The organism is Acinetobacter larvae (assembly GCF_001704115.1).
Classification (GTDB): Bacteria; Pseudomonadota; Gammaproteobacteria; order Pseudomonadales; family Moraxellaceae; genus Acinetobacter; species Acinetobacter larvae.
Genome location: NZ_CP016895.1, coordinates 124,919 through 151,323, shown reverse-complemented (window position 1 = coordinate 151,323; position 26,405 = coordinate 124,919). Strand labels below are relative to the sequence as shown.

The window sequence follows — 26,405 nt, the reverse complement described above, 5'->3', positions numbered from 1 at the left end:
ATATCCCATATATTGATGCATATATATTGATGCATAACGTTAAATCTATATAGATTTATATATTTTGATTTGGAAAAAACAATGTCAAGACTTGTCCTAATAATGATGAGCGCTGCAGTGCTATCGGCCTGTAGTAATATCCCTTCTGCACAAGAACTATCCGCCACACGCGGATTGGTCCTGTGCGCACCAACTGAAATCTGCCCAATCATTAAAGTCAATTGGAATGAACAAGATAAAGCTTACTTAAAAGTGGATATCAGCTTAGATGATGCTTATCGTGCCTATAAAATTGAAAGTATTGACTTTAGTAATGGTCAGCAAAATTTACATTTTAAAGTCAGTGCGGCAGGTGAGAGTAAATATTTAGCAGGTGTATATCGCTCTAAAAATAGCGTTATTACGCCTGTTGATGTTCTTGCTCAATTAAAAGCCAGCGATCATATTAGTCTACAAGTGAACACCGACCAAGGTCATATCAAACGCTACCTGTTAAAAGATGGACAGCGTTCAAGTGCCTATCAGCAATTCATGGATTATTACCAGACAACACAAGCCCAATAAAATAAACATCGAAAAAAACCGCACAGCCCATGTGCGGTTTTTGCTATTTATATTGCTTGCCGGCAGAAAGACCTTATCTCTAGATCTCTAGGCGACGGAATCTCTCATCGACTGGAATAATACTAACGTTTCACCACGATAGAATCGATACCGCTATGTTGTAACGTTTGTTGTGCCATCACGGCAGCACTTTGGGTTTCATAGGGACCAGCTATTACGCGATACCATGTTTTGCCATTTTCAGTACTTTTAACCACATCTGCGGATAAGCCATTCAGAATAATCTCCGCACGGCGTGCATCTGCACTATCTGGATCGGTAAAACTTTTAACCTGTAAAATATAGGCTGCTTTGTTTAGATCAGATCCTTCCTCAGCCACAGCGGATGCCGTTTGCTGGCTCAAATCTGGTGCTGCAACGATGACTGGCTGACTCTGTACCGGTGCTTCTGGTACAGCCTGCTCTGGGATTGGTGTCACCTGTTGCTGTGGCAATAACTCATAGAAGCGATAATCCTTATTGGTTTCCTCTTGATAATGTTGTGATGTCACCTCATTCCGTGTTTCCACAGGAACCCAAGGTTTCCACAGCATTAAAGCGACTGCCGCAGTCATCAGTATTAAAATAACCAATAACAACACCAACCATTTCGGCACAAATGCTTTCTTGGTTGGCTGTGATCGTTCAGACACACCGCGTTGCGTTTTTCCAAACACGAGCAATCCTCTCTTCTATAAATAATGCTGCCTTGTTGTTTTTACATTTCATAAGGTGCAGATACACCTAATAAATTCAATCCATTACGCAGTACTTGTTGCACATTCACTGCCAATAATAAACGGGCTTCAGAGAGCTCAGGCTGTGTGCTATCAAGGAATTTCACACCATCTTGTGCATACCAACCATGGAACAATGCGGCTAATTCTTTGAGATAATTACCCACTTGATGTGGTTCATATGCATTGGCAGCACGCACCACAATTTCTGGATATGCAGCCAGTTTCGCTAAAATTTCTATTTCACTTTCAAGTTGTAATTGTGCAACATGTTGGCTGGCACGTGCCAAATCAAAATCAATCTCTGCTTGCGGTGCTTTTTGTAAAATACTTTGAATACGTGCATGCGCATACTGTACATAATACACAGCATTATCTTTACTTTGCGATACGGCCAAGTCAAGATCAAAATCAATATGTTGTTCCGACTTACGCATCACATAATAAAAACGTGCCGCATCATTACTCACTTCTTTACGTAAGTCTCTCAAGGTGACGAATTGCCCCGAACGCGATGACATTTGAATCATTTCACCACCACGCCATAAGCTAACAAACTGTACTAAAAGTACCGTTAACTTACTTGAATCATAGCCCATTGCATCAATTGCTGCTTTAACACGCGCAATATAACCATGATGATCCGATCCCCACACATCAATTAGGTGGGTATAACCACGTTGTAATTTATTGAGATGATAGGCAATATCCGATGCAAAATAGGTGGTCTGACCATTACGGCGTTTGACCACACGATCTTTTTCATCGCCAAATGCAGTCGATTTAAACCAGATGTTACCATCTTGCTCGTATAAATAACCACGCTGCTCTAAGGTCTGTAAAGCCTCATCAATTTTGTCATTTAAAGTGGCTTCGCTAAACCAGCGATCAAAACGTACCCCAAATTCAGATAAGTCATCTTGAATATCAAATAAAATCGCATCCAGTGCTGCTTGATGGAATACTCGATAACCCGCACCTAATAATTGCTGAGCATTGTGAATTAGACCATCGATATGTTTTTCTTTATCGCCAGATAATACGACTTTATTGCCATCAGCATCTAATGCTTCTGCATACTGTACATCTTCAGGCACAGCTGCAAATACATCGCTCACAGGGCGTATATAAGCATCACCATCTTGGTTGATAATTCCTTGTGCAATGTCTTTGACATAATCGCCTTGATAGGCATTTTTAGGGAAAGTTAGTGTTTGCCCTTGTAACTGTAAATAACGTAAATAGGTAGAAGTTGCCAAAATATCCATTTGACGACCTGCATCATTGACGTAGTATTCACGATCAACCACCGCACCAGTTGCTTCTAGTAAATTGGCAACCGTCATACCATAGGCTGCACCACGACCATGCCCCACATGTAAACTCGAAGTAGGGTTGGCCGAAACAAATTCAATTTGGATTTTTTGATCACGGTTGTGCTCTGAACAGCCGTATTGGTCTTTTTGCTGTTGAATGGTCGCTAATACGGCATAGCGTAAATCGGCCTTTAAAAAGAAATTAATAAAACCAGGACCTGCAATTTCTGCTTTTTCAATTTCGGCAACTGCAGGCAGCAGCGCAACAATTTTTTCAGCGAGATCACGAGGCTTCATTGCAGCAGCCTTCGCTGCAATCATGGCAATATTAGAAGCAAAATCTCCATGACTTCGGTCTTTGGTTCGGGTCAGGCTACTGTTATTTTGCCAGTCATTTGGAAGAATACCTTCAACTTGAAGAGCTTGAACTGCATGTTGCAGTGCTGCTTGGATTGCCATGTTCATCATTTTCAGAAAAGTAAATGCTGCAGAAAAGGTAAATATAGCAAATATCACCCATTTAGTTGAGCGCTTTTTGTAGAATAACGTCAGTTGACACAGATCATTACCCATCTCAACCCAGAAACAGACTACCATAAGCAACATGTCATCATGCAGTTGCACCGCAGGCTGGTGTTATTTTAGACAGCACTGTCTATCACATATAACATTTTTAAATTAAATAAAATTGTCTATCAATTTTATAAATATCTATTTATGGCAAATAAGCTTAACCTAATAGTGCCACAATTGTAGTACGCTAAGCTTAGAACCATTGATGGCTATGCCAGATTAACAAATATAGAGATTGGAAATGACCGCTGATAATTCAACAATCAAACACCCATTGTATATTCCGTATGCTGGATTTACTTTACTTGAATTACCATTACTCAATAAAGGCTCTGCATTTACAGAACAAGAACGGACCAATTTTAATCTACATGGTTTGCTGCCGCACCAGATCGAAAGTATTGAAGAACAACATCAACGCTCTTATCAGCAATTTACCTCGTTTAATGAAGATATCAATAAACACATTTATCTCAGAAATATTCAAGATACCAATGAAACCCTTTTTTATCATTTGATTGAAAACCATCTATCAGAAATGATGCCGATCATCTACACCCCGACAGTAGGTGAAGCCTGCCAACGTTTCTCAGATATCTATCGCCGTCATCGTGGTATTTTTATTTCCTATCCAGACCGTGAGCACATCGAAGATATTCTGCAAAACGTCAATCGCCGCAATGTCAAAGTCATTGTTATTACCGACGGTGAGCGCATTCTGGGGCTGGGTGACCAAGGGATTGGCGGCATGGGAATTCCTATTGGTAAATTATCACTTTATACTGCTTGTGGTGGCATTAGCCCAGCCTATACCTTACCGATTACGATCGATGTCGGTACCAATAACCCCAAACTGCTCAATGACCCTTTATATATGGGTTGGCGCCAACCGCGTATTAGCGGAGAAGAATATTATCAATTCATTGATGAAATCTTCAGTGCCATCAAAAGACGTTGGCCTAATACACTGATTCAGTTTGAAGATTTCGCACAAAACAATGCCATGCCGTTGCTGAACAAGTATCGTGATGCCTACTGTTGTTTTAATGATGATATTCAGGGAACCGCTGCGGTAGTCGTTGGAACATTAATCGCTGCCTGTCGTGCTTCAGGCATACAATTAAAAGACCAAAAGATTGCCTTCTTAGGTGCTGGTTCCGCGGGTTGTGGTATTGCAGAACAAATCATTGCACGTATGGTTGCAGAAGGTATCTCTGACCAACAAGCGCGTAGCCAAGTCTATATGGTCGATCGCTTTGGGCTCATTACCGATACTCAAGTAAATTTACGCGATTTCCAACAAGCTTTAGCTCATCCACATAAAACGGTCCATACTTGGGGAGATAATCCAGAAAATATTGCGCTAATAGAGGTCATTCGCCATGCTAAACCGAATATTCTAATTGGTGTATCAGGACAAGCAGGACTGTTCAGCGAAGCAGTCATCAAAACCATGCATGCCAATTGTGCGAAACCCATTGTTTTCCCACTGAGCAACCCCACTTCACATGCCGAAGCATTACCTGCAGATATCGTGCGTTGGACAGATGGACAAGCGATTATTGCAACAGGCAGCCCTTTTGCACCAGTACATTATCAAGCAAAAACCTATCCTATTGCACAGTGCAATAACGCTTATATTTTCCCTGGTATTGGACTTGGTGTCGTAGCATGTAAAGCACATCGTATTACCGATGCCATGCTCAGTGCAGCAAGCTCAGCGCTAGCCGATTGCTCACCACAATTAACAGATCCTAATGCAGCCTTATTACCCAGCTTAGATGACTTACAACAGGTCTCTAAAATCATTGCATTTAAAGTGGCTAAAGCAGCCATGGCAGATGGTGTCGCCGCGCAAATTAGCGACCAATTGCTGCAACACAGTATTGAGAAAAATTTCTGGAAACCTGCATATCGTCACTATAAACGTGTGCCATTTTAAAACTAAAATACCCGATAACGGATCAGCGTGCTGATCCGTTATTTACGATACGCGTTTGAAGGGGGGGATGCTTTATATGATTATGATAAAGCTATACCATTCGAACATGATTTATATCTGGTATTTACTATTTTCCCACTCATTTGAATTGAACCAAAGACCATGTCGCTAAAATGCTTTAAAGCCTATGATATCCGTGGGCAATTAGATACCGAATTGAATGAAGATATTGCTTATCGTATCGGGCGTGCCTATGGGCAAATTTATCAGCCCAAAACGATTGCGGTAGGCTGCGATGTCCGCCTAAGTAGCCCTGCCCTAAAACAAGCACTCATCCGCGGGTTAAATGAGGCGGGTGTCGATGTACTAGATCTCGGTCTCACAGGTACTGAAGAAGTTTATTTTGCTGCATTCCATCTCGATGTGCAGGGAGGGATTGAAGTCACCGCTAGCCACAATCCCATGGACTACAATGGGATGAAGTTGGTCCGAGAAAATGCCCGCCCCATTAGTGCAGATACCGGCTTAAAAGAGATTCAAGCACTGGTAGAGTCGCAACAATTTGTGCCAAGTACATCTACTGGCAGCTGCCAAAACTATAATATCTTGCCAGAATTTATTGAACACCTCATGGGCTATATCAAAGACCAAACCATACGCCCACTCAAGTTGGTCATGAATGCAGGTAATGGTGCAGCAGGACATGTCATTGATGCATTAGAACAAAAATTTAAGCAGCTCAAGCTACCAGTAGAGTTTATTAAGATCCACAATGAACCCAATGGGCATTTTCCACACGGTATTCCTAACCCACTACTGGTTGAAAATCGGGAAAGTACACGTCAGGCAGTGCTGATTCATCAAGCCGATATGGGCATTGCTTGGGATGGGGATTTTGACCGTTGCTTCTTATTTGATGAGAAAGGTCAGTTTATCGAGGGCTATTATATCGTTGGTTTATTGGCTCAAGCCTTTTTAGCCAAGCAAGCGGGTGAAAAAATTGTGCATGATCCGCGCCTGATTTGGAATACCACCGATATTATAGATAAGTACCAAGGCATAGCCGTACAGTCCAAATCAGGTCATGCTTTTATTAAAGAAGTCATGCGTGAGCACAATGCAGTCTATGGTGGCGAGATGAGTGCGCATCACTATTTCCGTGATTTTGCTTATTGTGACAGCGGCATGATCCCATGGTTACTGGTTCTCACCGTACTCACCCAAACGCAGCAACCGCTTTCTGTTTTAGTGGCACAAATGATTGCACAGTTTCCATGTAGTGGTGAAATTAATTTTACTGTACAAGATAGTCAAGCAACGATTCAGCGCATATTGCAGCATTATCGTTCCCAAGAACCACAGATCGATGATACTGACGGTATAAGTCTCGACTTTGGACATTGGCGTTTGAATGTCCGTGCATCAAATACCGAGCCGTTATTACGGCTTAATATTGAGAGTCGCAATAGCCCTCAAACACGCCCCATGCAATCTTATGTCGATGAATTAAGTCAGCTCATCACACAAGCTTAACCATCCAATACAACACTGCGCTCGTCGTTATAAAATACCGACTGACGCAGTGTGTAGACAGATGTATATTCTTTAGCTGACTGTCAGATTTTTCTTGAGCTCTTACTTTCTACTACTGATTTGTTTATATTGACTTATTTATATTTATGTTGTGTAGAACTATAACCTGATGGATTTTGTTGTTGCCACTTCCAACTGTCTGCCAACATTTCTGCTAAACCATATTGTGGCTGCCAAGCCAATTCTTGTACTGCACGTTGGTTATCAGAGAAAGAGGTCGCGACATCACCAGAACGTCGTGGCGCAACCTGATATGGTATTTTTATCCCAGTTACTTTTTCAAAAGCATGAATAATTTGTAGAACTGAAGACCCCTGCCCTGTACCAATATTCCAAACACGGCATCCTTGTGTAGACAAGCGATTTTCTAATGCACATAAATGCGCATTTGCTAAATCTACCACATGAATATAATCACGTACCCCCGTACCATCGATGGTATCGTAATCATCACCATAAACTGCCAATTGCTCTAAGCGCCCCACAGCAACCTGCGTCAAATAAGGCATTAGATTATTTGGAATACCCTGCGGATCCTCGCCAATAAGGCCACTGGTATGTGCCCCAACAGGATTAAAATAACGCAATAAAGCAATAGACCAGCGTGCATCTGCGGCAGATAACTTCTGCAACATTTGCTCAATAATCAACTTGGTATAACCATAATTATTATTCGGCATACCTGTCGGCATCTCTTCATGTAATGGCGAGATGTTACTGGCATCATATACTGTAGCCGATGAACTAAAGACCAAATGAAAGACATTGGCACGTTTCATGGCTTGGAATAAACAAATACTGCCTGCGATATTATGATCAAAATAATGTAAAGGCATCGCTTGACTTTCACCGACAGCCTTTAATCCTGCAAAATGAATTACAGCATCGATTGAATAACTCTGAAAGACCTGATCTAAATGATCGGCATCGCGAATATCACCTTCAATAAAAACTAAATGCTTTTGAGTAATTTTTTGGACACGACGTAATGACTCATAACGACTGTTGCTTAAATTATCAAAAACCACAACCTCATGACCGTGATTTAATAACTCAATGCAGGTATGTGATCCGATATATCCTGCGCCACCCGTTACTAAAATATTAGCCATATTATTATTATCCTCTAGTATTGATCACGCTTCAGCAATACTTGTAATAAACCTTGTGTTGAAGCGTCTAAGTGCGATAAATCTTGTTGTTGACCTTCTAAAATAGGCAGTAGTTGATTGGCAATATGTTTACCTTTTTCTACTCCCCATTGATCGAAAGGATTAATATTCCACAATACAGACTGTACAAAAACCTTATGCTCATATAAGGCAATGAGCATGCCTAAACTATAAGGATTTAACTCTGTTAGCAGTAATGTACTACTCGGTTGATTACCATCATATTGTTTATATGTAGGAATTTCCAATAAATCTTGCGAATCTAGCGCCTGATTACCAAAAGCCAATAGCCTTGATTGGGCTAAACAGTTTGACAGTGCCAAATGATGTTGTTCAATCAGTGCACTAGCATTCTCTACATACGTAAATTGCTGTGCATTATAACGATGTATCGGGGCGATAAAATCACAACTCACCGAGTGAGTCCCCTGATGTAATAATTGATAAAATGCATGTTGCGCATTGGGACCGACTTCTCCCCAAATAATTGGGCAAGTTGCAGTCTGCGTTTTTTCACCATTGCGCTGTACAGATTTACCATTCGACTCCATTTCTAACTGTTGCAAATAAGCCGCAAAGTACTTCAGCCGACCGTCATAAGGCAGTATGGCTTGGGTCTGCATATTGAGATAATTGTTATTCCAAACACCAATCAATGCCATTAATACAGGAATATTCTGGGTAAAAGGTGCATGCTGAAAATGTTGATCTATATGGTATGCACCAGCTAAAAGTTGCTGAAATCCCGCAACACCTATGGTTAACGCAATCGGTAATCCAATACAGGACCACAATGAATAACGACCACCCACCCAATCCCACATTTGAAACTGGTGCTCAGCAGTAATCCCCCAATCGGTCATTTTATCTATACGTGTCGATACCCCGACAAAATGACACTTCAATACTGAAGCAGTGCTCCCAAGAGATTTTTCCAACCATAGCCGAGCCGTTTGTGCATTGGATAAAGTATCAATCGTTCCAAAAGACTTTGATGAAATAATAAATAGTGTCGTTTCAGGTCTTAACTTATGCAGTAGATCGGATAACTGACTACCATCAATAGTTGAAACAAAATGGACCTGTAATGCCTGAGCGGTCTGGACCTTAAAATCTGATAGTGCATAACTCACCATCAGAGGACCTAGATCTGATCCACCAACACCAATATTGACCACATCTTGAATCACTTCACCGGTACTGCCACGCAATTGTCCTGCATGAATCTTTCCAACAAAATCATACATGCGCTGCAGCTGTTGATGGACTTGTTGAATGACAGGACTAAACGCTACGGCTGGCGCTTGTGCTTGTGGTACTCTCAGCGCCCAATGCATCGCTGCGCGTTGTTCTGTGCAATTCATCAAATTTTCAGAAAATAAGCTGTCGATCCAAGAACTTAAATCATGCTCTTGTGCCAATGCAATCAGGGCATCAATCACTTCAGCATGTACAAGCTGCTTACTATAATCAAAAAATAAAGCATCTAAATCGACTGAAAACTGTTGAAAACGATGCTGATCTGCTGCAAATAAATCTGTAAGATGCTGAGATTTAAAGTATTGTGCCAGTTGTATTAACTGTTGCTGGGCGGGAGAATCGATCACAGGCTGCGCCACCTCTAGATCTGGCATAGGGCGAACGGGTACTTTGTCTTTTTTCATAGTCGTCCTATCCCTGTATAGATAAAGCCCTGTGATCGGACATATACCGGATCATAAATATTTCGCCCATCTAATAGATAAGGGTGTGCCATCGCATGTTTTAGCCGCTTAAAATCAGGGCTAAAATATTGTTTCCATGCTGTCATCAAACATAAGGCATCGGCATTTTCGGTTGCTTGATACTGCTGTTCACATAAAATTAAATCATCGCGTTGACCATAATAGGCATATATTTCATGTAAGGCTTCTGGGTCATGTAGTTGTACCCGAACACCTTGTGCCCATAGTGCCGCTAACATGACATGAATCGGTGAATTTTGAATACTTGAGGTATTTTCTTTAAATGCAGCGCCCCAGATAGCAACTGTTTTATCGCGTAAATCCCCGTTGTAATAGATCCATAGTTTACGAAATAAAATCTCTTTTTGTTGCTGATTGATTTGATACACTTGTTCTAATAAACGGCTTTGCGTACCTGTTTTGGACACAGTCTTCGACAAGGTTAAAATATCATGTGAAAAATTTTCTCCACCAAAGCCACAACCTGGAGATAAATAACTTGCACCAATACGGGTATCCGCAGCTAAGCCCTGACGTACATTTAAAATATCAATCCCTAATTTTTCCGCAACCAAAGCCAGATCATTCATATAGCTAATACGGGTTGCCAACATACCCGATAGACTAAACTTCGTAAATTCAGCATCTAAGATAGGCATAAATAGGTACTGCTGAGTATGCGGAAAAATCGGTCTAAAGATTTCCTGAATCAAGGTTTGTGCTTGTGTAGAATCCACCCCAATCACGACTTGTTGCATCTGAATGAAACTGTCTATTGCCCGCCCTTCTTGCACCATATCGGGTAAATAGGCCCAATCGGTATGAGTAAAACTTTCTTTTAATTGTAGTGTTGCTTGTAAACCAAACGTCGAGCCATTAATGATCAGCTTTGGCGCAACTGCTGTATGTGCAGCTAAGGTTTTGAGCAGTTGCTCAGCCGTTTGATATGCTGAGGACTGAAAGGAGAGCAGATAAACATCAAAGTCTATCGCGAATTGTTCAGATTCACTCGGAACTAAGAACCCTTTTTCGATCTGAGTGTGTATCAGGTGATTCAGCTGATAATCTGGAATCACCTGATACGCTTGGTGTAATTCACATTCTTGTTGTTTATACCAATACACCATATGACCACACTCTGCCAATAACCCAGCCATCACCTGAGCCTGTAAGGTATTACCATATAGCGCTATTTTCATTTAGAGACCCAACTCAGCAATCATGGCTTTAAAATCAGCACCCAAAGTTGGATGATCAACAGCATAATGTAAAACTGCTTTTAAATAACCCAGCTTATTACCACAATCAAAGGTCTGACCTTGCATACGATAAGCTTCCACGCTTTCATCTTGTTGTAGCATGGCAATGGCATCGGTCAGCTGAATTTCATTCCCAGCACCCTTCGGGGTATTTTCCAATAACTGCATAATCTTAGCAGGCAAGATATAACGACCAACCACTGAAAGATTAGATGGCGCTGTACCGACTGCAGGTTTTTCTACAATTCCTCGCATCAGAACACTTTGCCCTTCAGCAGGTTGCTCCACAACATCAACAATGCCGTATTGATCAACCAAATCAGCGGCAACAGCTTCAACCATAATTTGTGCTGCATGTGTATGCTGAAAGCGAGTCATCATTTGTGCCAAATCATTTTTATGTTGAGTAGTTTTATGACGTACCAAAACATCTGGCAACAAGACCGCAAAATCATCTTGACCAATCAATTGTTTAGCACACAATACGGCATGCCCCAAACCCAAAGGCTGTGCCTGACGCACACTAACAACCTGTACATTGTCTGGAATGATCTGGGTAATTTCTGCCAATAGATCAAATTTTTTCTTTTCTCTCAGTGTTGTTTCCAATTCAAAGTGACGATCAAAATAATTTTCAATCGCACCTTTGGCACTATGTGTCACAAGAATAATTTGCTCTATCCCCGCAGCCACAGCTTCTTTCACAACATATTCAATCGCAGGGCGATCAACCACTGTAACCATTTCTTTAGGAATAGACTTACTTGCAGGCAAAAAACGCGTTCCTAAGCCAGCAACCGGTAAAATAGCTTTTTTAATCATAGAATTTCTAACAATGAATAGTGGATGTAATGGATAGTAGCTGTAATGGATAAAACATTAAGTTTCATCTTTTGAATGCGGAGTATTGTTGCCCTTAAATAATGAAGGGCCAACATGACCAGGTGCATTGACGCCTTTGCGCTGTAGCATGACAAAGACCGTCTTAAACATAATTTTAAAATCAATCAACAGATTATGATGGTCCACATACCATACATCACACTTAAAACGTTCCTCGTAATCTAATTCATTACGACCACTAATCTGTGCTAACCCCGTCATACCCGGACGTACTTCAAGGCGGCGAGCCTGTTCTGGCGAATATAAAGCAAGAAAATCTTTGAGCATTGGACGTGGTCCGACCACACTCATATCCCCCTTAATGACATTGATTAATTGTGGCATTTCATCAAGACTGGTAGAACGCAATTTTTGTCCAAAAGGCGTAATACGGAACTCATCTGCTAAAGGTTGACCATCAGCATCAACTGCATTCTTCATAGACCGAAATTTAATCATTTTAAATAATTTCCCGTCTTTCCCCGGTCTTTCTTGTAAGAAAAAAATCGGTGCACCAAAGTTCTTGTACACTTTATAGCAAACATATAAAAAAATTGGGAAAAGCAGTAAAAAAGCCGTCGAAGCGATAATAATATCAACTAATCTTTTCATGAAACTCACTCAAACCCATAATCTGAAAAATCTTTAAATTAACCTGTGCAACGTCAAAACGTTGCTGTGCTATTTTATAACTTTCTAACCCCATTGCAGCTACCATTTCTGGATTTTCGACAAAATAACACATTTGCTCAGCCAATGCCTGTGCATCCCAAGCGGGTACCAAAAAGCCATTCTGTCCATGAATCACCGTTTCACGACATCCCGCCACATCGGTACTAATGATTGCACGTCCCATCGCCATTGCTTCTTGGGTACTGCGCGGCACACCTTCCCGATAAGAAGGTAATACAAATACACTACAAGCCTCAATCCAAGGTCTAACGTCAGCAACATGTCCTGGATAGGTAAATAACTGTTCTGCAACAAGTTGAGTTAAAGTCGCTTGACTCAACGCACCCATATTTTGCGCATCAAGCCCTCCCAGGACAGTAAAGCTAACGTGGGGATAACGTGCTTTGACAATGCGAATCGCCTCAATAAACTCAAAAATACCTTTTTCTCGTAATAAACGACCAATAAATAAGAAGTTCATTGCATCAATCGGCGCTTTAGAAAACTGATAATGTTTGAGGTTTAAACCAATTCCCCCCAAAACATGACACCGCGGAATTGCCAAGGCATAGCGCTCGACTAAATCATGTTGATCATCGGAATTTAAAAAGATCATATCGTCAACACGTGGTAATGCAAGACGATATAGAAATATCTGTACAGCCCGGACCAGTTTGGCTTTATGACTAAAACCCTCAGGGCGTTCAGTAAAGGTATAACCTAGCCCTTCTAACATGGCGATTACTTTTGCTACACCGACAAATTTTGCGGCTAAAGTGCCGTAAATAACGGGTTTAGCGAAATACGATAATACAATATCTGGTTTTATCTGGCGTATGTGCTTGACTAAATAATAAAAGGATTGTAAGTCAGCAAAGGGATTTAAACCGCCTCGACTTAATGGATAACAACATGGTTTTGCCCCCAACTGTGCAATCTTTAGCAAGTCATCCGGCTGATATTCTGAAATAAAAGTATAAACCTCGTGCCCAGCAGCAATGAGCTGCAAAATGAGATCACGGCGAAAACCATAAATGCTTGCAGCAGTTGTGCCAATCAAAACAACTTTTTGCGTATTATGCATAGATTCTTAACCACTGTTGTACTGCAAGTTGTACAGAAAACTGCTCATGAACACGCTGTTTGGCGGCAGCGCGAGAAGCAGATAACAGCGCTGGATCTTCACGCAAAACATCGGCAATCGCCTGAGCAAGTCGAGTACTGTCTTCTATCGCGACCAAAGTACCAGTATCTCCCATAACCTCTTTGACACCGCCACAATCTGTTGCCACCACATAGCACTCACAAGCCATTGCTTCAGCCACAACCAAAGCAAAGCCTTCTTCCCGTGAAGATAAAACAAATACATCGGCAATGGACATTAAAGCAGCCACATCCTGCCGACGTCCTAATAAAATCACATCATCCTGTAGTTGCAAATCCATAATGAGCTGTTCGATCGCGGCACGTTGTTCCCCCTCACCGGCAATCATCACTTGAAAAGATGTTGAATGGAGCGATTTTAATTGCTGTATGGCATACAAAAGATTGGGGTAGTCTTTTTGCACATTCAATCGACCAACGGCTAAGATTAATTTACAGGCAGGATCTTGTTGGCGTGCTGCAATAATCGCACTCGGCAGGAACTCCGTCAGCTGCTCAGGACGAAATCGCTGCTTATAAAATGCCGATAAGTCTATACCGTTATATACAGTAATGGCTTGTGTTGAAAAGGCTTTTCGTTGAATAAATAGCTGTGTTGCACGTTGACTCACATGACTATTAATATCTGCCCAATGATCGGTTAAGCGATAAGCCAACATACGTAAAGCTCCACCCTCATTGGTACTATGTGCCGTACAAATGAGTTTCGGTACTTTGTGCAGAATCCGCGCGAGCCGACTGAAAATATTGGCATGTACCATGTGTGCATGTACCACATCTGGGGCATAGCTTTGGAGCAACTGTTGATAAGTACGGTAAGCAGACCAAAGCCGCCAAGGATTTTCCAATCCTAAATAGTGTAAGCCAATTTCTGGGTTTTGTGGTTGGAGAATGGGCTGCCCCTTGAGATAGGCGATTTTAACTTGATGCCCATGTGCTTGCATTTGATCTGCCAGATCAATCACGACTTTTTCGGCACCACCACCTGCTAAGCCAGTAATCACATAGAGAATTTTCATTAAAATGCATGCCTTCTAAGATAAATTGCAATATAGTTTTGATAAGGAACCCAAGCTTGTAATGCCCATACCCCCTGAAAAAACCACAACCACATAAACAAAGTATAGCTGCCCATCAGTATAAATAATAAAATCAAACGTGATTTTAAATTAGACCATGCAAACACTGCATTCAACACATATAGATCGAAAAAAACCAAATATAAATTTAATCGATCAGCAAGCGTAGAAAATGCAATCCCTAAAAACAGCATATAGACAATCAATAATACAAAAAAATCCAACAAATGCTGTTGGATCTTATGCTGGAACTGCTGTCGATAAAACCAATATAAACCTAAAGGAATAGTATGATAAGCCCAGCGCAAAAAGAAACCTTTGGATGAAAGCTCCTCATTGCCTTGCAAGTATAAATTCTGTTCTTGCAAAGAAAAATAATACATCATTAGGCTAATGATGATCAAAGAAAAAAACATATATAGGCTATATAATATATGATTACTTTTAAACTTTGCTTGTAGAACAATAGGAGCGAACAATAGTAATACTACAGCAGTCTTATGAAATAATGCCGCCAATATAATATAAATCAAAAAACGTTGTATGCGTTGTTGAAACAAATAATGAAAAGCCAATAATGATAAAGCGATCGCAACAGATTGCCGTGTGTAGCCCATCGAAACCGCTAAGATATGGTATGGGAAATAACTCAATAACAGCAACCAGTAGTAGCGCCATTTTAATGCTAAGTTGAGTAAGCAACCAACCACTATTGCCGCGCATACAGCATTGACAAAAATTGTATCTTTAAAACCTAGATGATTTCCCATGTAGTTCAGCAGATTGTAGCCCATGTCGGGTCCCAAAATAATGCTGCTCAATTGTTCATATTTTGCCAAATCATAAAAAAACAAATAATTAAACCAGTCACCACCGACTTCATAACGAAAGCCGATGATGAAGAATAAAAAAAATGCAGTAAAAATAAAAATAATTTTAGAAAATACTTTATTATAACTTGTTAAAATATTGCACAAACAGATATACATCCAAATCGCCCAATATATAATCATTTTTCTAATATATCCTTCCATTTGGAAATAATTGATCCAAGCTTATATTTTTCAGCATTATGTTTTACTTGATCAACCATTTCATTATAGTGTTCTGGGGTTATACGACTTGCTTTTAATAAATAATCTGCAAATTGTTGTATATTTTCAGCTTCAACCAAATAACCATGCTGATTATGATGAATCAGTTCTGCTGGTCCAGTATCGCAATCAAAAGAAATAATGGGTAAACCAAAAGCTTGAGCTTCTAATAACACCATGGGCAGACCTTCAAAACGAGAACTCATACAATAGAAGCTTGCAGCTTGATAATATAAACCAATGTCTTTGGTCGTGGCGAGCAGTTGTACGCGGTCTGCTATTTTTAACTCCCTTAACAACTGCTCAAGCAAAGCTTGGTCTTCCCCTCCACCAATAATTTTTAAAGTCCAATCGGTCTGTTGTTGGCAAAATTCAGCCCAAGCCCGTAACAATAAATCAAAACCCTTTTGAGCCGTAAAACGACCGACTGCTAGCATGGTTTTATGTGCCAATTGTGGTCGTGTCTCTGTTGTGGGATAAGGTGATGGGTTAGCTATTGCCGTCATTGTGGCTGAAATATGCCTTAAGCCTTGTCGCCATAAATCTTGATCACGCTGTGTTAAGGTCACGATATCATCACAATATTTTGCGGCCCATTGCCGACCAATACGGCGAAAAGTAGCTCCTAAATCAACTTTAAAATTAAAATGTTCCCAGCAAATATGCTGTACTGTAAGCCCCCATAAAGCGGGGACTGTAAATACACAGCTAATACTATCTACCACAATGAGGTGATCAATCTGTTGTTTTTTGACGAAATGCCGTATTTTCAAACAACATCCGATAAAATGCGTTTTCATAGAGACCGTATGTGGATACAACGCATGATATTGAATGCTTGAATCTAAACTAAAAAATGGCTGGTCACCCTGTTGCAAAGACAGAATATGTACCGTATAGCCCTCTGCTGCCAGTTGATTGGCAATAAGTGTCGTCACACGTTCCGTACCACCAGCATGGTTAATATTACCAATCAGAAAACAGAGTTGTTTCATTGTGCTTGCCTACTGCGTTTGAAGCGATTCGAGAGACGATCAAAAAGCTGTAAGATAAAAAAGATCGGATGCTGTATAAATAATTTGCCATATAAGCGCATAGCAGCATCGGGCTGTTGTCTTAAATAATCTGCCGCATTGATCCATGCCACACGAAGAGTAGCGGCATGAATATCTGGATGATTTTGAAACTCATTGAGAATTTGCTGGCGACCAGCGTGTATTTTCGGTAGATTCTTAGAAATATTATTGGCATGGTGGCGATAATCACAATAGATTTGATCTAAATAGTGGATCTCTCGCCCCCGTATTGTGAGCTTTAACCACATATACCAATCTTCTAAAAGAATACCGTCTTTATAGCCCCCCAAATTCAGCACATCTGCGCGTCGTAATAAGGCTGTTGGTGCAGGAATTTCATGTTGATGACGCAAAATCTGCTGAAATTGATAGCTTGTGGCTGCATGATGCCATTGTCCAACGACCTGATCATCGACATCAATTAAGCGCACACCACCAACCACCACAGCCACGTGTGGATGTTGTGCTAAATAACCTGTTTGGCTTGAAATTTTTGTGGCCAGCATTTTGTCATCAGATGCCAAAATCGCAAAATACTCCCCCTGACACCATGCCAGCGCTTCATTTAATGTTGCACTTAAGCCTTTATTGGGGCGACAACGATATTCAAAACGGCTAAATCGTTGCTGACATTGGCTGCATAAAGCTTGAATACGGACAGCGGATTGATCTTGCGAGCCATCATCAATAATAATCAGTTCTATATTGGCATAATCTTGTGCAATCACACTGTTAATGCTGTCTTGCACAAATTGCTCATGGTTATAACATGGAATAATAACGGACACTAAAGCTTGTTGATGTTGCAGCACACTATGCCTCTTTGGTGTTGTTTAATTTAGAAAATATACAAAACCCTATGACCAACCAATACACGCCATAATTCAGTACATGAGCAATGGATACGCCCTCAAAACCAAATAACTGGGTGCAAATATACGTCCAAGCAATCGATGTCAGTGCAAAAATAATTTCTGTGGTAATAAACAAACGTGTCATCGCTTTGCTCAACATTAAATAGGCTAAAATCCAGCTGCCTATTTTGAGTGCGTCACCTAACATTTGCCAGAAAAACAAATCTCGCATTGGGTGGAACTGCGGCGTGTAAAGTAAGGTGATAACCCAATCACGTAATCCATATGCCACCAGACCAGCCAAGACAGCCAAGGGGAAAATGAATTTATAGCCTATATAGATTTCTTTTTTAATGTCTTGTAATTGTGTAAGTTCTGACAAACGGGGTAGATAATATACGCTGAGCGTGGTGGTCACCAATAATAAATAGGCACTGCTAAGGCGGATCATGGCTTCCCAATAACCCGCATAGGTACTGTTAAACTGATGGCTCAAATAATCCCGAATCACCATTTGTGAGAGTGGTACACAAATTGCACTCACCAATGCCATCGCGGCAAAAGCCAAGAACTTGCTGGCAATTGCGGGATCGACTTTGCCATAAAAATGTTGCAGTTGAAACCAAGGAGCACGATAGCTAATCAAAAAGGTGACCAGAAAAGCCAAAGATTGATAAATAGAAAGCGCGATTAATGCACCATAAATACCATAAAAAATTGCTAGAGCACTGGTCAGCAATAATGAAAAAATACTTCCTAAAATATTTGCCAGCACCAGTTTAGGAATTTCTTTTTTGCCATTTAAAATGGCCAGCAAAAACGTATTTAAATTAAAAAAGACTAAAAATATGGCAAAGAAAAGTAGCACACCAGCATAGTCCGCTCGCTTAAACAAATAGCTAGATAAACTTTGATGGAATAACAACAGTAAAATAGAAAAAACAAAACTAAAAATTAAAACAAGGCTACCTGCAGTTTGCCAAATACGGCGCTGAGCTGCAGCATCCTCATGATATTCTGCAGTATATTTAATAATGCCATTGTTAATCGCACCACCAGCGAAGGCGGTAATCATTTGAATAAAATTTTGAAACTGACCAATTGCAGCATAACCGGCTGGACCAACATAGACTGCCAAAATTTTATTGAGAATAAACATGGTCAACGTCCGAATCAGAACGGCGATTCCATTTAAAATGCTGGTTTTAAATAAACCCATGGCACATTAGACTGTAAATGCATTACAGAACTGAACCACCTGCTCAGCATCTGCGAGGCTTAACGTCGGTCCAATCGGCAAACTCAGCACCTCTTGATGAATTTGCTCCGAAATTGGTAATGATAGATCTGCAAACTGATGGTAAGCCTGTTGTTTATGTGGAGGAATTGGGTAATGAATCAGGGTTTGTATGCCATGATCGGCTAAGTACTGGTGTAGTGCATCTCTATGCGTGCAACGTATCACAAATAAATGCCAAACATGTTGTAAATAATCTTTTGCTGAACCGGTAATGGTTGGAAGCTGTATCAATGGATTCTGAATATGTGTTAAATAAAACGTAGCAATTTCACGGCGTCGTGTCGTTTCAGCGAGAATATAGGACAGTTTGACATCTAGCATCGCCGCTTGAATATCATCTAAACGACTATTTATACCTTCATAAACATGTTGATATTTTTGGTAAGATCCATAATTGCCCAAAGCACGGACCAAGGCACTCAGCTCAGCATCTTGTGTGATAACCGCTCCAGCATCACCCAAAGCACCTAAATTCTTGCCTGGATAAAAACTAAAAGCAGCAGCATCGCCCCAACTCCCTGCAACTCTACCAGCGATTTGCGCACCATGTGCTTGTGCACAATCTTCGAGGACCAAGAGTTGATGTTGTTTGGCAATAGCCATAATCTCTGGCATTGCAGCCATCTGTCCGTAGAGATGTACCACCAAAATCGCTTTGGTCCGCGAACTGATAGCAGCCTCAATTTTTTGAGGATCTAGATTAAAACTCTTTAAATCGGGTTCAACTAAAACGGGTTTTAATTGGTTGGCTGTAATCGCTAAAATACTGGCGATATAGGTATTGGCTGGAACAATCACTTCATCGCCATCTTGCAGCTTGCCCATTGTTTTCCACGCTTTCAGCGTCAATATCAGAGCATCTAAGCCATTGGCAACCCCTACCGCATAAGGGCTTTGACAGAAATCGGCAAAATTCTGTTCAAAATTTTTCAGTGCTGTGCCACCAATATACCAACCAGATGTAATCACACGCTGGCAGGCATCCAATAATTGTTGTTGATATTGTTGATTGATGGACTTTAGATCTAGAAATGGAATCATAATTCGACATATCCTTGAATATAAGCAGGATTACCAACAACAATGGCATGATCAGGCACATCTTTGGTCACAACAGCACCAGCACCTACCATTGCTTTTTGACCAATCCGTATGCCCGGCAAAATCGTTGCATTCGCCCCAATACTCGCACCCTTCTCTACAACTGTGCGAGGATATTCATCGGAATATTGCTTAGATCGTGGTTTTTTATCATTGGTAAAAGTAACACAAGGGCCAACAAACACATCATCGGCTAAGTGAATACCATCCCAAACATAAACACCTGATTTAATCGTGACATTATTGCCAATAGAGACATCATTTTCGATAAAAGTATGCGCACATATATTGCAATGATCGCCAATTTTTGCACCAGCCAAAACCACACTATACTGCCAAATAGATGTTTTTTGCCCAATATGTTGGCTATGTACATCAGCCAAAGCATGAATAAATGGGCGATGGGCAAATTTTAAAAATGCATCATAATCTCGTATATAGTCCTGTTCATCATAATGCGCACTCGCCAGTACTAACAATACGCAATCATCTGAAAAATCATGCATTTCTCGCCAAATTACCCCATCAAGCAAAAGCCCTTGTCGAGGATTATCTAACACGATCGCTTGTTTTTGCTCACCATTATCGAGCACAAAACGACATTGTCCTTTTAGGCAAATCGCGATTTGCTGTAAATCTTTATGTGCATGAAAACCGCGTGGCTGCTGCGTGGTCTGAAAAATATAATATAAACGTTTGACCTCAAAAGGGATGGACTGATTTGACTCGATCGCAACTAAACCACCGCGTTCATCAGCATAATCGGGCAAATCTATTAATTGAATCAGACTCATGCTTGCTCTCTTAGCAAAGATAATAAATATTGCCCATAATCATTTTTTTGCATGCTTTGACCAATCTGTAACAGCTGTTCTGCAGTTAACCATCCTTGATTAAAGGCAATCTCTTCCAGACAAGCAACTTTATAACCTTGACGTTTTTCAAGCGTTTCTACAAATTGCGCCGCTTCTAATAAACTTTCATGTGTACCTGTATCTAACCAAGCAAAACCCCGCCCTAATCGTTCAACATGCAAGTCACCACGCTCTAAATAAGCTTGATTGATAGAGGTAATTTCTAATTCGCCTCGCGCAGACGGTCGTACTTGTTTGGCAATCTCGACGACATCATGGTCATAAAAGTACAGCCCCGTCACTGCAAAATTAGACTTTGGTTGAACAGGTTTCTCTTCTAAAGAAATAGCACGTTTCTCAGCATCAAATTCAACAACACCAAAGCGCTCTGGGTCTTTGACCTGATAACCAAAAACAGTTGCCCCATGATCACGCGCAGCAGCTTGTCTTAACATTGGGGTAAATCCTTGACCATAAAATATATTATCGCCTAAGACTAAACAGACGTGCCCATCACCAATAAATTCTTCACCAATAATAAATGCTTGCGCCAAACCATCTGGGCTCGGTTGAATGGCATATTGTAGTTTTATCCCCAAAGAAGAGCCATCACCCAATAAGCGTTTAAAGCCTTCGCTATCTTCTGGAGTGGTAATAATTAATATCTCGGGTATACCTGCCAGCATCAAAACAGATAATGGATAATAAATCATAGGTTTATCATAAATCGGCAACAGCTGTTTAGAGACTCCTTTTGTGATCGGATATAAACGAGAACCTGAACCCCCTGCAAGAATAATCCCTTTTGTTGTTTTCATTGGTTTACCTCTAATCGTTTTCCCTCGAATTGATTTACCCCTAAACGTTGCCGCTGATAACGACCATCTTGCACGCGTTGGCACCAATCTAGATGCTGCAAATACCATTGCACTGTTTTATAAATGCCAGTTTCAAAACTTTCTTCGGGTGTCCAATGCAGTGTAGCCGCTATTTTGCTGGCATCAATCGCATAACGCAGGTCATGCCCAGGACGATCTTGCACAAAACAAATTTGTTCCCGATACGATTTATGATCGGTACGCGGTTTCAATTCATCCAAAATACCACAAATATGTTCAACCACTTCTATGTTCTGTTTTTCATTATGCCCGCCGATATTATAAGTTTCACCAACACAACCTTGAGTGACAACCCGATATAAGGCTCGCGCATGATCTTCGACATACAGCCAATCCCGAATTTGATCACCACGACCATAAATGGGCAAAGGTTTGCCTTCTATGGCATTGAGAATAACCAGTGGAATGAGTTTTTCTGGGAAATGGTAAGGTCCATAGTTATTGGAGCAATTGCTGACGATCGTCGGTAAACCATAGGTACGATACCAAGCACGTACCAGATGATCTGAACTAGCTTTCGACGCCGAATACGGTGAACTTGGCGCATAATGGCTTTGTTCGGTAAATAATGCCGTCGGATCGCTCAGATCACCAAAGACTTCATCTGTAGAAATATGATGAAACCGAAAACGCTGTTGTTGACTGTGGCTACATTGCGCCCAATACTGCCGCGCCGCCTCTAATAATGTATAGGTGCCGACGATATTGGTTTGAATGAACGCGGCAGGACCATCAATGGAGCGATCAACATGTGATTCGGCCGCCAAATGCATCACTACATCTGGCTTAAAACTGCTAAAAGCCTTAGCCAATGCTTCTGCATCACAAATATCAAGTTGTTGAAATTGATAGCGTGGATTATCCGCCACACTGCTTAAAGACTCTAAATTGCCTGCATAAGTCAATTTATCGATATTTAAAACAGAATCTTGCGTGTGTTGAATAATATACCGCACAACAGCTGAACCGATAAAGCCAGCACCACCGGTAAGCAAAATGTTCATAAAATCTCTCAGTCGATATTGTGCATCACATTGCTATGACCACAATGTTGATCAGATGCTTTTAGAATTATAATCTGATATCGGTAAAGTTTTTATCTAATATATACTTTAAGTCATATAAGACATGCTTTTCTTTGCCCAAGGCTAAGAATTCTGCTGCGCTCATCTGCTTAAATTGATCATGTGCCAATGCAATAATAATGGCATCATAATGACCTTTGGTCTCAATATCAGGTATTGGTCTTAGCCCATATTCCTGTTCCACTTCATCTGGATCAACCCATGGGTCGTAAATATCGAGATCTAAATCATATTCTTGTAGCGCCTTAACCATATCTACAATTTTAGTATTACGAATATCTGGGCAATTTTCTTTAAAGCTTAAGCCCATCACTAAAATTTTAGAGCCAACAACCTGTATGCGCTTTTTGACCATTTCCTTGATCAATTGTGTCGCAACATGTTCTCCCATACGATCGTTTAAACGACGTGCAGCCAGAATAATCTCAGGATGCAAACCTATAGACTGTGCTTTGTGAGTCAAATAATACGGATCGACCCCAATACAATGCCCACCCACCAAGCCTGGGCGAAAAGGTAGAAAGTTCCATTTGGTTCCTGCTGCCTTTAGGACCTCCTCTGTATCAATATTCATCTTATTAAAAATTAAAGATAATTCATTAATAAGTGCGATATTGACATCGCGTTGTGTATTTTCAATAACTTTTGCTGCTTCAGCAACTTTAATACTTGGTGCCAGATAAGTGCCTGCTTGAATAATCAAGGCATACACTTGATCAATATACGCAGCAACATCTGCGGTTGATCCAGAGGTGATTTTTAAAATATTGGTGACACGGCGTTGTTTATCACCAGGATTAATACGTTCTGGGCTATACCCCACATAAAAATCCTGATTGAACACTAAGCCTGAACCTTGTTCCAGTACGGGTACACAAACTTCTTCCGTCGCACCAGGATAGACCGTAGACTCATAAACAACGATATCACCCTTTTTTAACACATGTGCAATCGATTGCGAGGCACGAACCAAAGGTTGTAAATCTGGTTGTTTAAAATCATCTATCGGCGTCGGAACAGTCACAATATAAAAGTTATAATCGGCTAGATCTGCTAAGTCATGACTATATTGTAACTGCTCAGCCTGCTGTAATTCTTGCGCGGTTACTTCTAATGTATGATCAACACCCTGTCTAAGCTCTTGAATTCTTTTTGAATTTATATCAAATCCAATGGTTTTAATACGTTTACCAAACTCTACAGCTAGTGGTAGACCAACATAGCCTAGTCCGATGATTGCAATTTTAAGCTGATCAAGTTGAAACATATATTAAAAACTCAATAAATTATCGCATGTTATGCAATATATTAAACTTTTTAGCAGCTAAAACATAGCAAAAATTGTGCTAGTCTTGTTCGCTCAGATTTAAAATACCATTCTAAGCAAAAATATGTTTATGTGTTTAAAAAACGGATATATGGCACAAGATTAATTGCTTTTATTTGATTCAAAAAATTATTTAAAAACTGCTATGTTTTTTAAATACCAACTTTCGAATATTTTATAAATTCAAAATACCATATATAAAATACCATAGATCGGGATATTCATTTTCTATGATTACGCTACGACAGCATTACTCTATAACCGTTAAATCAACACTATATAAATCATAAACGATAGATCGAGCACCAAAACTTTCTTTTTGATTAATCAAACCATTATTTAAATAATGACCATTATTTTCACATGATATCCCAAAATCTAAAATTTTAGCGTAAGTTGAGCACTGTAAAATAACATGATCAATCAGTAGATCTAATGCATGTAAGTCTCTTCCAAGTTTACTCGACGCTAAATATTGAGTATGTACAACTTCTTCTGTCTCAAATGTAACACATGCTGCAATATTATTTCCCTGATGCTGCGCAGCATAAACTTTAATATTTTTTGGAAATTTTTCTTTTAAATAATCTATCTCCTGCTCATTATGTACTGGATTGGCATCATGAAATTCAGATAAGACTTCACGGATGACTCCCCAAACTTCACTCGGTTTTTGTATTTCTAGACACAAAACACCCTCCCGCCGTGCCTTATTGATTCCCCAACGCTTCGCACGTGAATATTTATAAGCATTGTGAATTAATATGGATGAGCTAATATCACGTCGGTTAAGTTGCGCATTACTCCGAAATAACGCATAGAGATCCTCTTGGGCTGGATATTGATGATAGATATTCGGAATCGGTTTATAGATAATTTTTTCAATGTTCTGCTGTTTTAAGAATACTTTTACCAGCTCAAAAATTTCTATAAACTCACTCGCATGGATATTTTTATCGACCAAAAAGCCACCAAATGTTAGACCTTGATGGCTATAAAAAATATGCTGTTCAATATTACCGGGCAATATACTGACAATTTTATTTTTATCATCAACAATCAATAAGGAAAAATCCTCAAACCGATCGGCATGATATTCCATAAAATCCCGATGAAACATAAAATGATTGTTTTTACAACCAGATAAAAAAGTATTCCATTGCAACCGATCTGCTGCAACATATTTTCTAACAGAAAAAGTCATAACCATGCTCCTAGCTTTATGAGATATAACAATACAGTCATGATGAGTTTTTAATTTTATTATTTATAATATTCATTGTGAAAAATTACTTTTAATTTAAAGTAATCCAAATATAAAAAGCTTAAATCGCAATACAGCAAACTTAATACAGTCCCTATATCCTGTCTATCATTTTCAGATTAAATCTTAATTTAATATTTTTTATTTACAAACAGCGCTTTATTGTTATAAAAATTCTTTTTACAGACTTTAAATCTGCTCAATGGTCATTTAACCTAAATTTTCCGACCAATAACGACTCTATAACTTGAATGCAAGATTCTTCAGATCCCGCTGTGAAAGACAACAAGAATAACCAACGATCAGATAAATTTTATTTCACTAAACAGAGCATCATTTTGTATATTTATTTTAAAACTACAATGCCGTATTCAATTCCTTTTTACTCTAAATAAATAATAGAATAAATTTTATATACAAATAGAATAAATAGATTTTTTTATAAAAAAACCATTTATCTTATAGAATAGTCAATGTTTTTAGAAAAACTATCTTATTATTCGTATCACATTGTACTCACTAAACTCCATTATATTTTACTGAAGCACAGCAAATAGTATTTGCATCAGAATAAAGCAAAAAAATAAGATGTGTTTTTAAAGTTGCTAAACAACAATTTATCTTTTGCTAAGATTTATCTTTTGCTAAGACATGAAATCACTCTGCACATCAGTAGATAAAGGCTAATCTGCTGCTATAAAAAATAGAGTCTTTTCAACCGACCGCATAGAAATAATAAGGTCTTTATAATTCCTTCAATATCTCAACTGTCATCAAAAGACCAGTCGATATATTTTGATATCAAAGGGATCAAACAATATTTTAGCTTAGAGGA

The 26,405-nt window shown here is 39.8% G+C and carries 22 protein-coding genes; 3 read left to right on the top strand and 19 right to left on the bottom strand.

The genetic code is table 11. The features are described from left to right. The first annotated feature begins 81 nt into the window (after positions 1 to 81). On the top strand, positions 82 to 564 hold the full coding sequence (locus tag BFG52_RS00630; protein WP_067551226.1) for a hypothetical protein: 483 nt from the start codon (positions 82 to 84) through the stop codon (positions 562 to 564). A 122-nt stretch (positions 565 to 686) separates the two neighbouring features. Here BFG52_RS00630 and BFG52_RS00625 read toward each other — a convergent pair whose 3' ends face one another. Together BFG52_RS00625 and argS are read right to left on the bottom strand one after the other, a co-directional pair. Continuing rightward, positions 687 to 1,280 carry an SPOR domain-containing protein gene (locus tag BFG52_RS00625; RefSeq protein WP_067551224.1) on the bottom strand — a complete coding sequence of 198 codons (594 nt, stop codon included), beginning with the start codon at positions 1,278 to 1,280 and terminating at the stop codon, positions 687 to 689. Positions 1,281 to 1,321: 41 nt separating this feature from the next. Then, a complete protein-coding gene (argS, locus tag BFG52_RS00620) occupies positions 1,322 to 3,121 on the bottom strand; it encodes an arginine--tRNA ligase (RefSeq protein ID WP_067558938.1) in 1,800 nt (599 codons plus the stop codon). Between the two features lie 349 nt (positions 3,122 to 3,470). On the opposite strand from argS, the gene BFG52_RS00615 reads away from it, so the two are divergent. Both BFG52_RS00615 and BFG52_RS00610 read left to right on the top strand, forming a co-directional pair. Next, entirely contained in the window at positions 3,471 to 5,171 is a 1,701-nt protein-coding gene (locus BFG52_RS00615; protein WP_067551221.1) for an NAD-dependent malic enzyme, read from the top strand. Positions 5,172 to 5,333: 162 nt separating this feature from the next. Next, a complete protein-coding gene (locus BFG52_RS00610) occupies positions 5,334 to 6,704 on the top strand; it encodes a phosphohexomutase domain-containing protein (protein WP_067551219.1) in 1,371 nt (456 codons plus the stop codon). Between the two features lie 134 nt (positions 6,705 to 6,838). Here BFG52_RS00610 and galE read toward each other — a convergent pair whose 3' ends face one another. From galE to BFG52_RS00525, 17 genes are all read right to left on the bottom strand, one after another. Beyond that, positions 6,839 to 7,876, bottom strand: coding sequence for a UDP-glucose 4-epimerase GalE (gene galE, locus BFG52_RS00605; RefSeq protein WP_067551217.1), 1,038 nt, complete (start codon positions 7,874 to 7,876; stop codon positions 6,839 to 6,841). Between the two features lie 14 nt (positions 7,877 to 7,890). Beyond that, positions 7,891 to 9,570, bottom strand: coding sequence for a glucose-6-phosphate isomerase (gene pgi / locus BFG52_RS00600; protein WP_067558934.1), 1,680 nt, complete (start codon positions 9,568 to 9,570; stop codon positions 7,891 to 7,893). A 26-nt stretch (positions 9,571 to 9,596) separates the two neighbouring features. Continuing rightward, entirely contained in the window at positions 9,597 to 10,859 is a 1,263-nt protein-coding gene (locus BFG52_RS00595) for a nucleotide sugar dehydrogenase (protein WP_067551215.1), read from the bottom strand. Continuing rightward, positions 10,860 to 11,741, bottom strand: coding sequence for a UTP--glucose-1-phosphate uridylyltransferase GalU (gene galU / locus BFG52_RS00590; RefSeq protein WP_067551213.1), 882 nt, complete (start codon positions 11,739 to 11,741; stop codon positions 10,860 to 10,862). It lies immediately after the preceding gene. A gap of 57 nt (positions 11,742 to 11,798) precedes the next feature. Continuing rightward, a complete protein-coding gene (locus BFG52_RS00585; protein ID WP_067551211.1) occupies positions 11,799 to 12,413 on the bottom strand; it encodes a sugar transferase in 615 nt (204 codons plus the stop codon). Continuing rightward, positions 12,397 to 13,557, bottom strand: a complete 1,161-nt coding sequence (locus tag BFG52_RS00580) for a glycosyltransferase family 4 protein (protein WP_067551209.1) — start codon at positions 13,555 to 13,557, stop codon at positions 12,397 to 12,399. The genes BFG52_RS00585 and BFG52_RS00580 overlap by 17 nt, the downstream gene beginning before the upstream one ends. Next, a complete protein-coding gene (locus tag BFG52_RS00575) occupies positions 13,550 to 14,656 on the bottom strand; it encodes a glycosyltransferase (RefSeq protein ID WP_067551206.1) in 1,107 nt (368 codons plus the stop codon). Before BFG52_RS00575 ends, BFG52_RS00580 begins: the two co-directional genes overlap by 8 nt. Beyond that, positions 14,656 to 15,729, bottom strand: a complete 1,074-nt coding sequence (locus BFG52_RS00570; RefSeq protein WP_067551204.1) for an EpsG family protein — start codon at positions 15,727 to 15,729, stop codon at positions 14,656 to 14,658. The genes BFG52_RS00575 and BFG52_RS00570 overlap by 1 nt, the downstream gene beginning before the upstream one ends. Then, entirely contained in the window at positions 15,726 to 16,805 is a 1,080-nt protein-coding gene (locus tag BFG52_RS00565) for a glycosyltransferase family 4 protein (protein ID WP_067551202.1), read from the bottom strand. The genes BFG52_RS00570 and BFG52_RS00565 overlap by 4 nt, the downstream gene beginning before the upstream one ends. Beyond that, positions 16,802 to 17,698 carry a glycosyltransferase family 2 protein gene (locus tag BFG52_RS00560; protein ID WP_067551200.1) on the bottom strand — a complete coding sequence of 299 codons (897 nt, stop codon included), beginning with the start codon at positions 17,696 to 17,698 and terminating at the stop codon, positions 16,802 to 16,804. The genes BFG52_RS00565 and BFG52_RS00560 overlap by 4 nt, the downstream gene beginning before the upstream one ends. A gap of 1 nt (position 17,699) precedes the next feature. Then, positions 17,700 to 18,959, bottom strand: a complete 1,260-nt coding sequence (locus BFG52_RS00555) for an O-antigen translocase (RefSeq protein ID WP_067551198.1) — start codon at positions 18,957 to 18,959, stop codon at positions 17,700 to 17,702. A gap of 6 nt (positions 18,960 to 18,965) precedes the next feature. After that, positions 18,966 to 20,081 (bottom strand): DegT/DnrJ/EryC1/StrS family aminotransferase, encoded by a 1,116-nt coding sequence (locus BFG52_RS00550; RefSeq protein ID WP_067551196.1) that lies wholly within the window; start codon positions 20,079 to 20,081, stop codon positions 18,966 to 18,968. Then, positions 20,078 to 20,935 carry a WxcM-like domain-containing protein gene (locus tag BFG52_RS16540; RefSeq protein ID WP_071890059.1) on the bottom strand — a complete coding sequence of 286 codons (858 nt, stop codon included), beginning with the start codon at positions 20,933 to 20,935 and terminating at the stop codon, positions 20,078 to 20,080. The genes BFG52_RS00550 and BFG52_RS16540 overlap by 4 nt, the downstream gene beginning before the upstream one ends. Next, the gene (gene rfbA / locus BFG52_RS00540; protein ID WP_067551195.1) at positions 20,932 to 21,813 is read right to left on the bottom strand and encodes a glucose-1-phosphate thymidylyltransferase RfbA; all 882 of its coding nucleotides are present in this window, start codon (positions 21,811 to 21,813) and stop codon (positions 20,932 to 20,934) included. Before rfbA ends, BFG52_RS16540 begins: the two co-directional genes overlap by 4 nt. Next, positions 21,810 to 22,898 (bottom strand): dTDP-glucose 4,6-dehydratase, encoded by a 1,089-nt coding sequence (rfbB, locus tag BFG52_RS00535; RefSeq protein WP_067551194.1) that lies wholly within the window; start codon positions 22,896 to 22,898, stop codon positions 21,810 to 21,812. The genes rfbA and rfbB overlap by 4 nt, the downstream gene beginning before the upstream one ends. A gap of 67 nt (positions 22,899 to 22,965) precedes the next feature. Beyond that, entirely contained in the window at positions 22,966 to 24,246 is a 1,281-nt protein-coding gene (gene tviB, locus BFG52_RS00530) for a Vi polysaccharide biosynthesis UDP-N-acetylglucosamine C-6 dehydrogenase TviB (protein ID WP_067551193.1), read from the bottom strand. Positions 24,247 to 24,556: 310 nt separating this feature from the next. Then, positions 24,557 to 25,510, bottom strand: a complete 954-nt coding sequence (locus BFG52_RS00525) for a GNAT family N-acetyltransferase (protein ID WP_067551192.1) — start codon at positions 25,508 to 25,510, stop codon at positions 24,557 to 24,559. Positions 25,511 to 26,405: the final 895 nt, after the last annotated feature.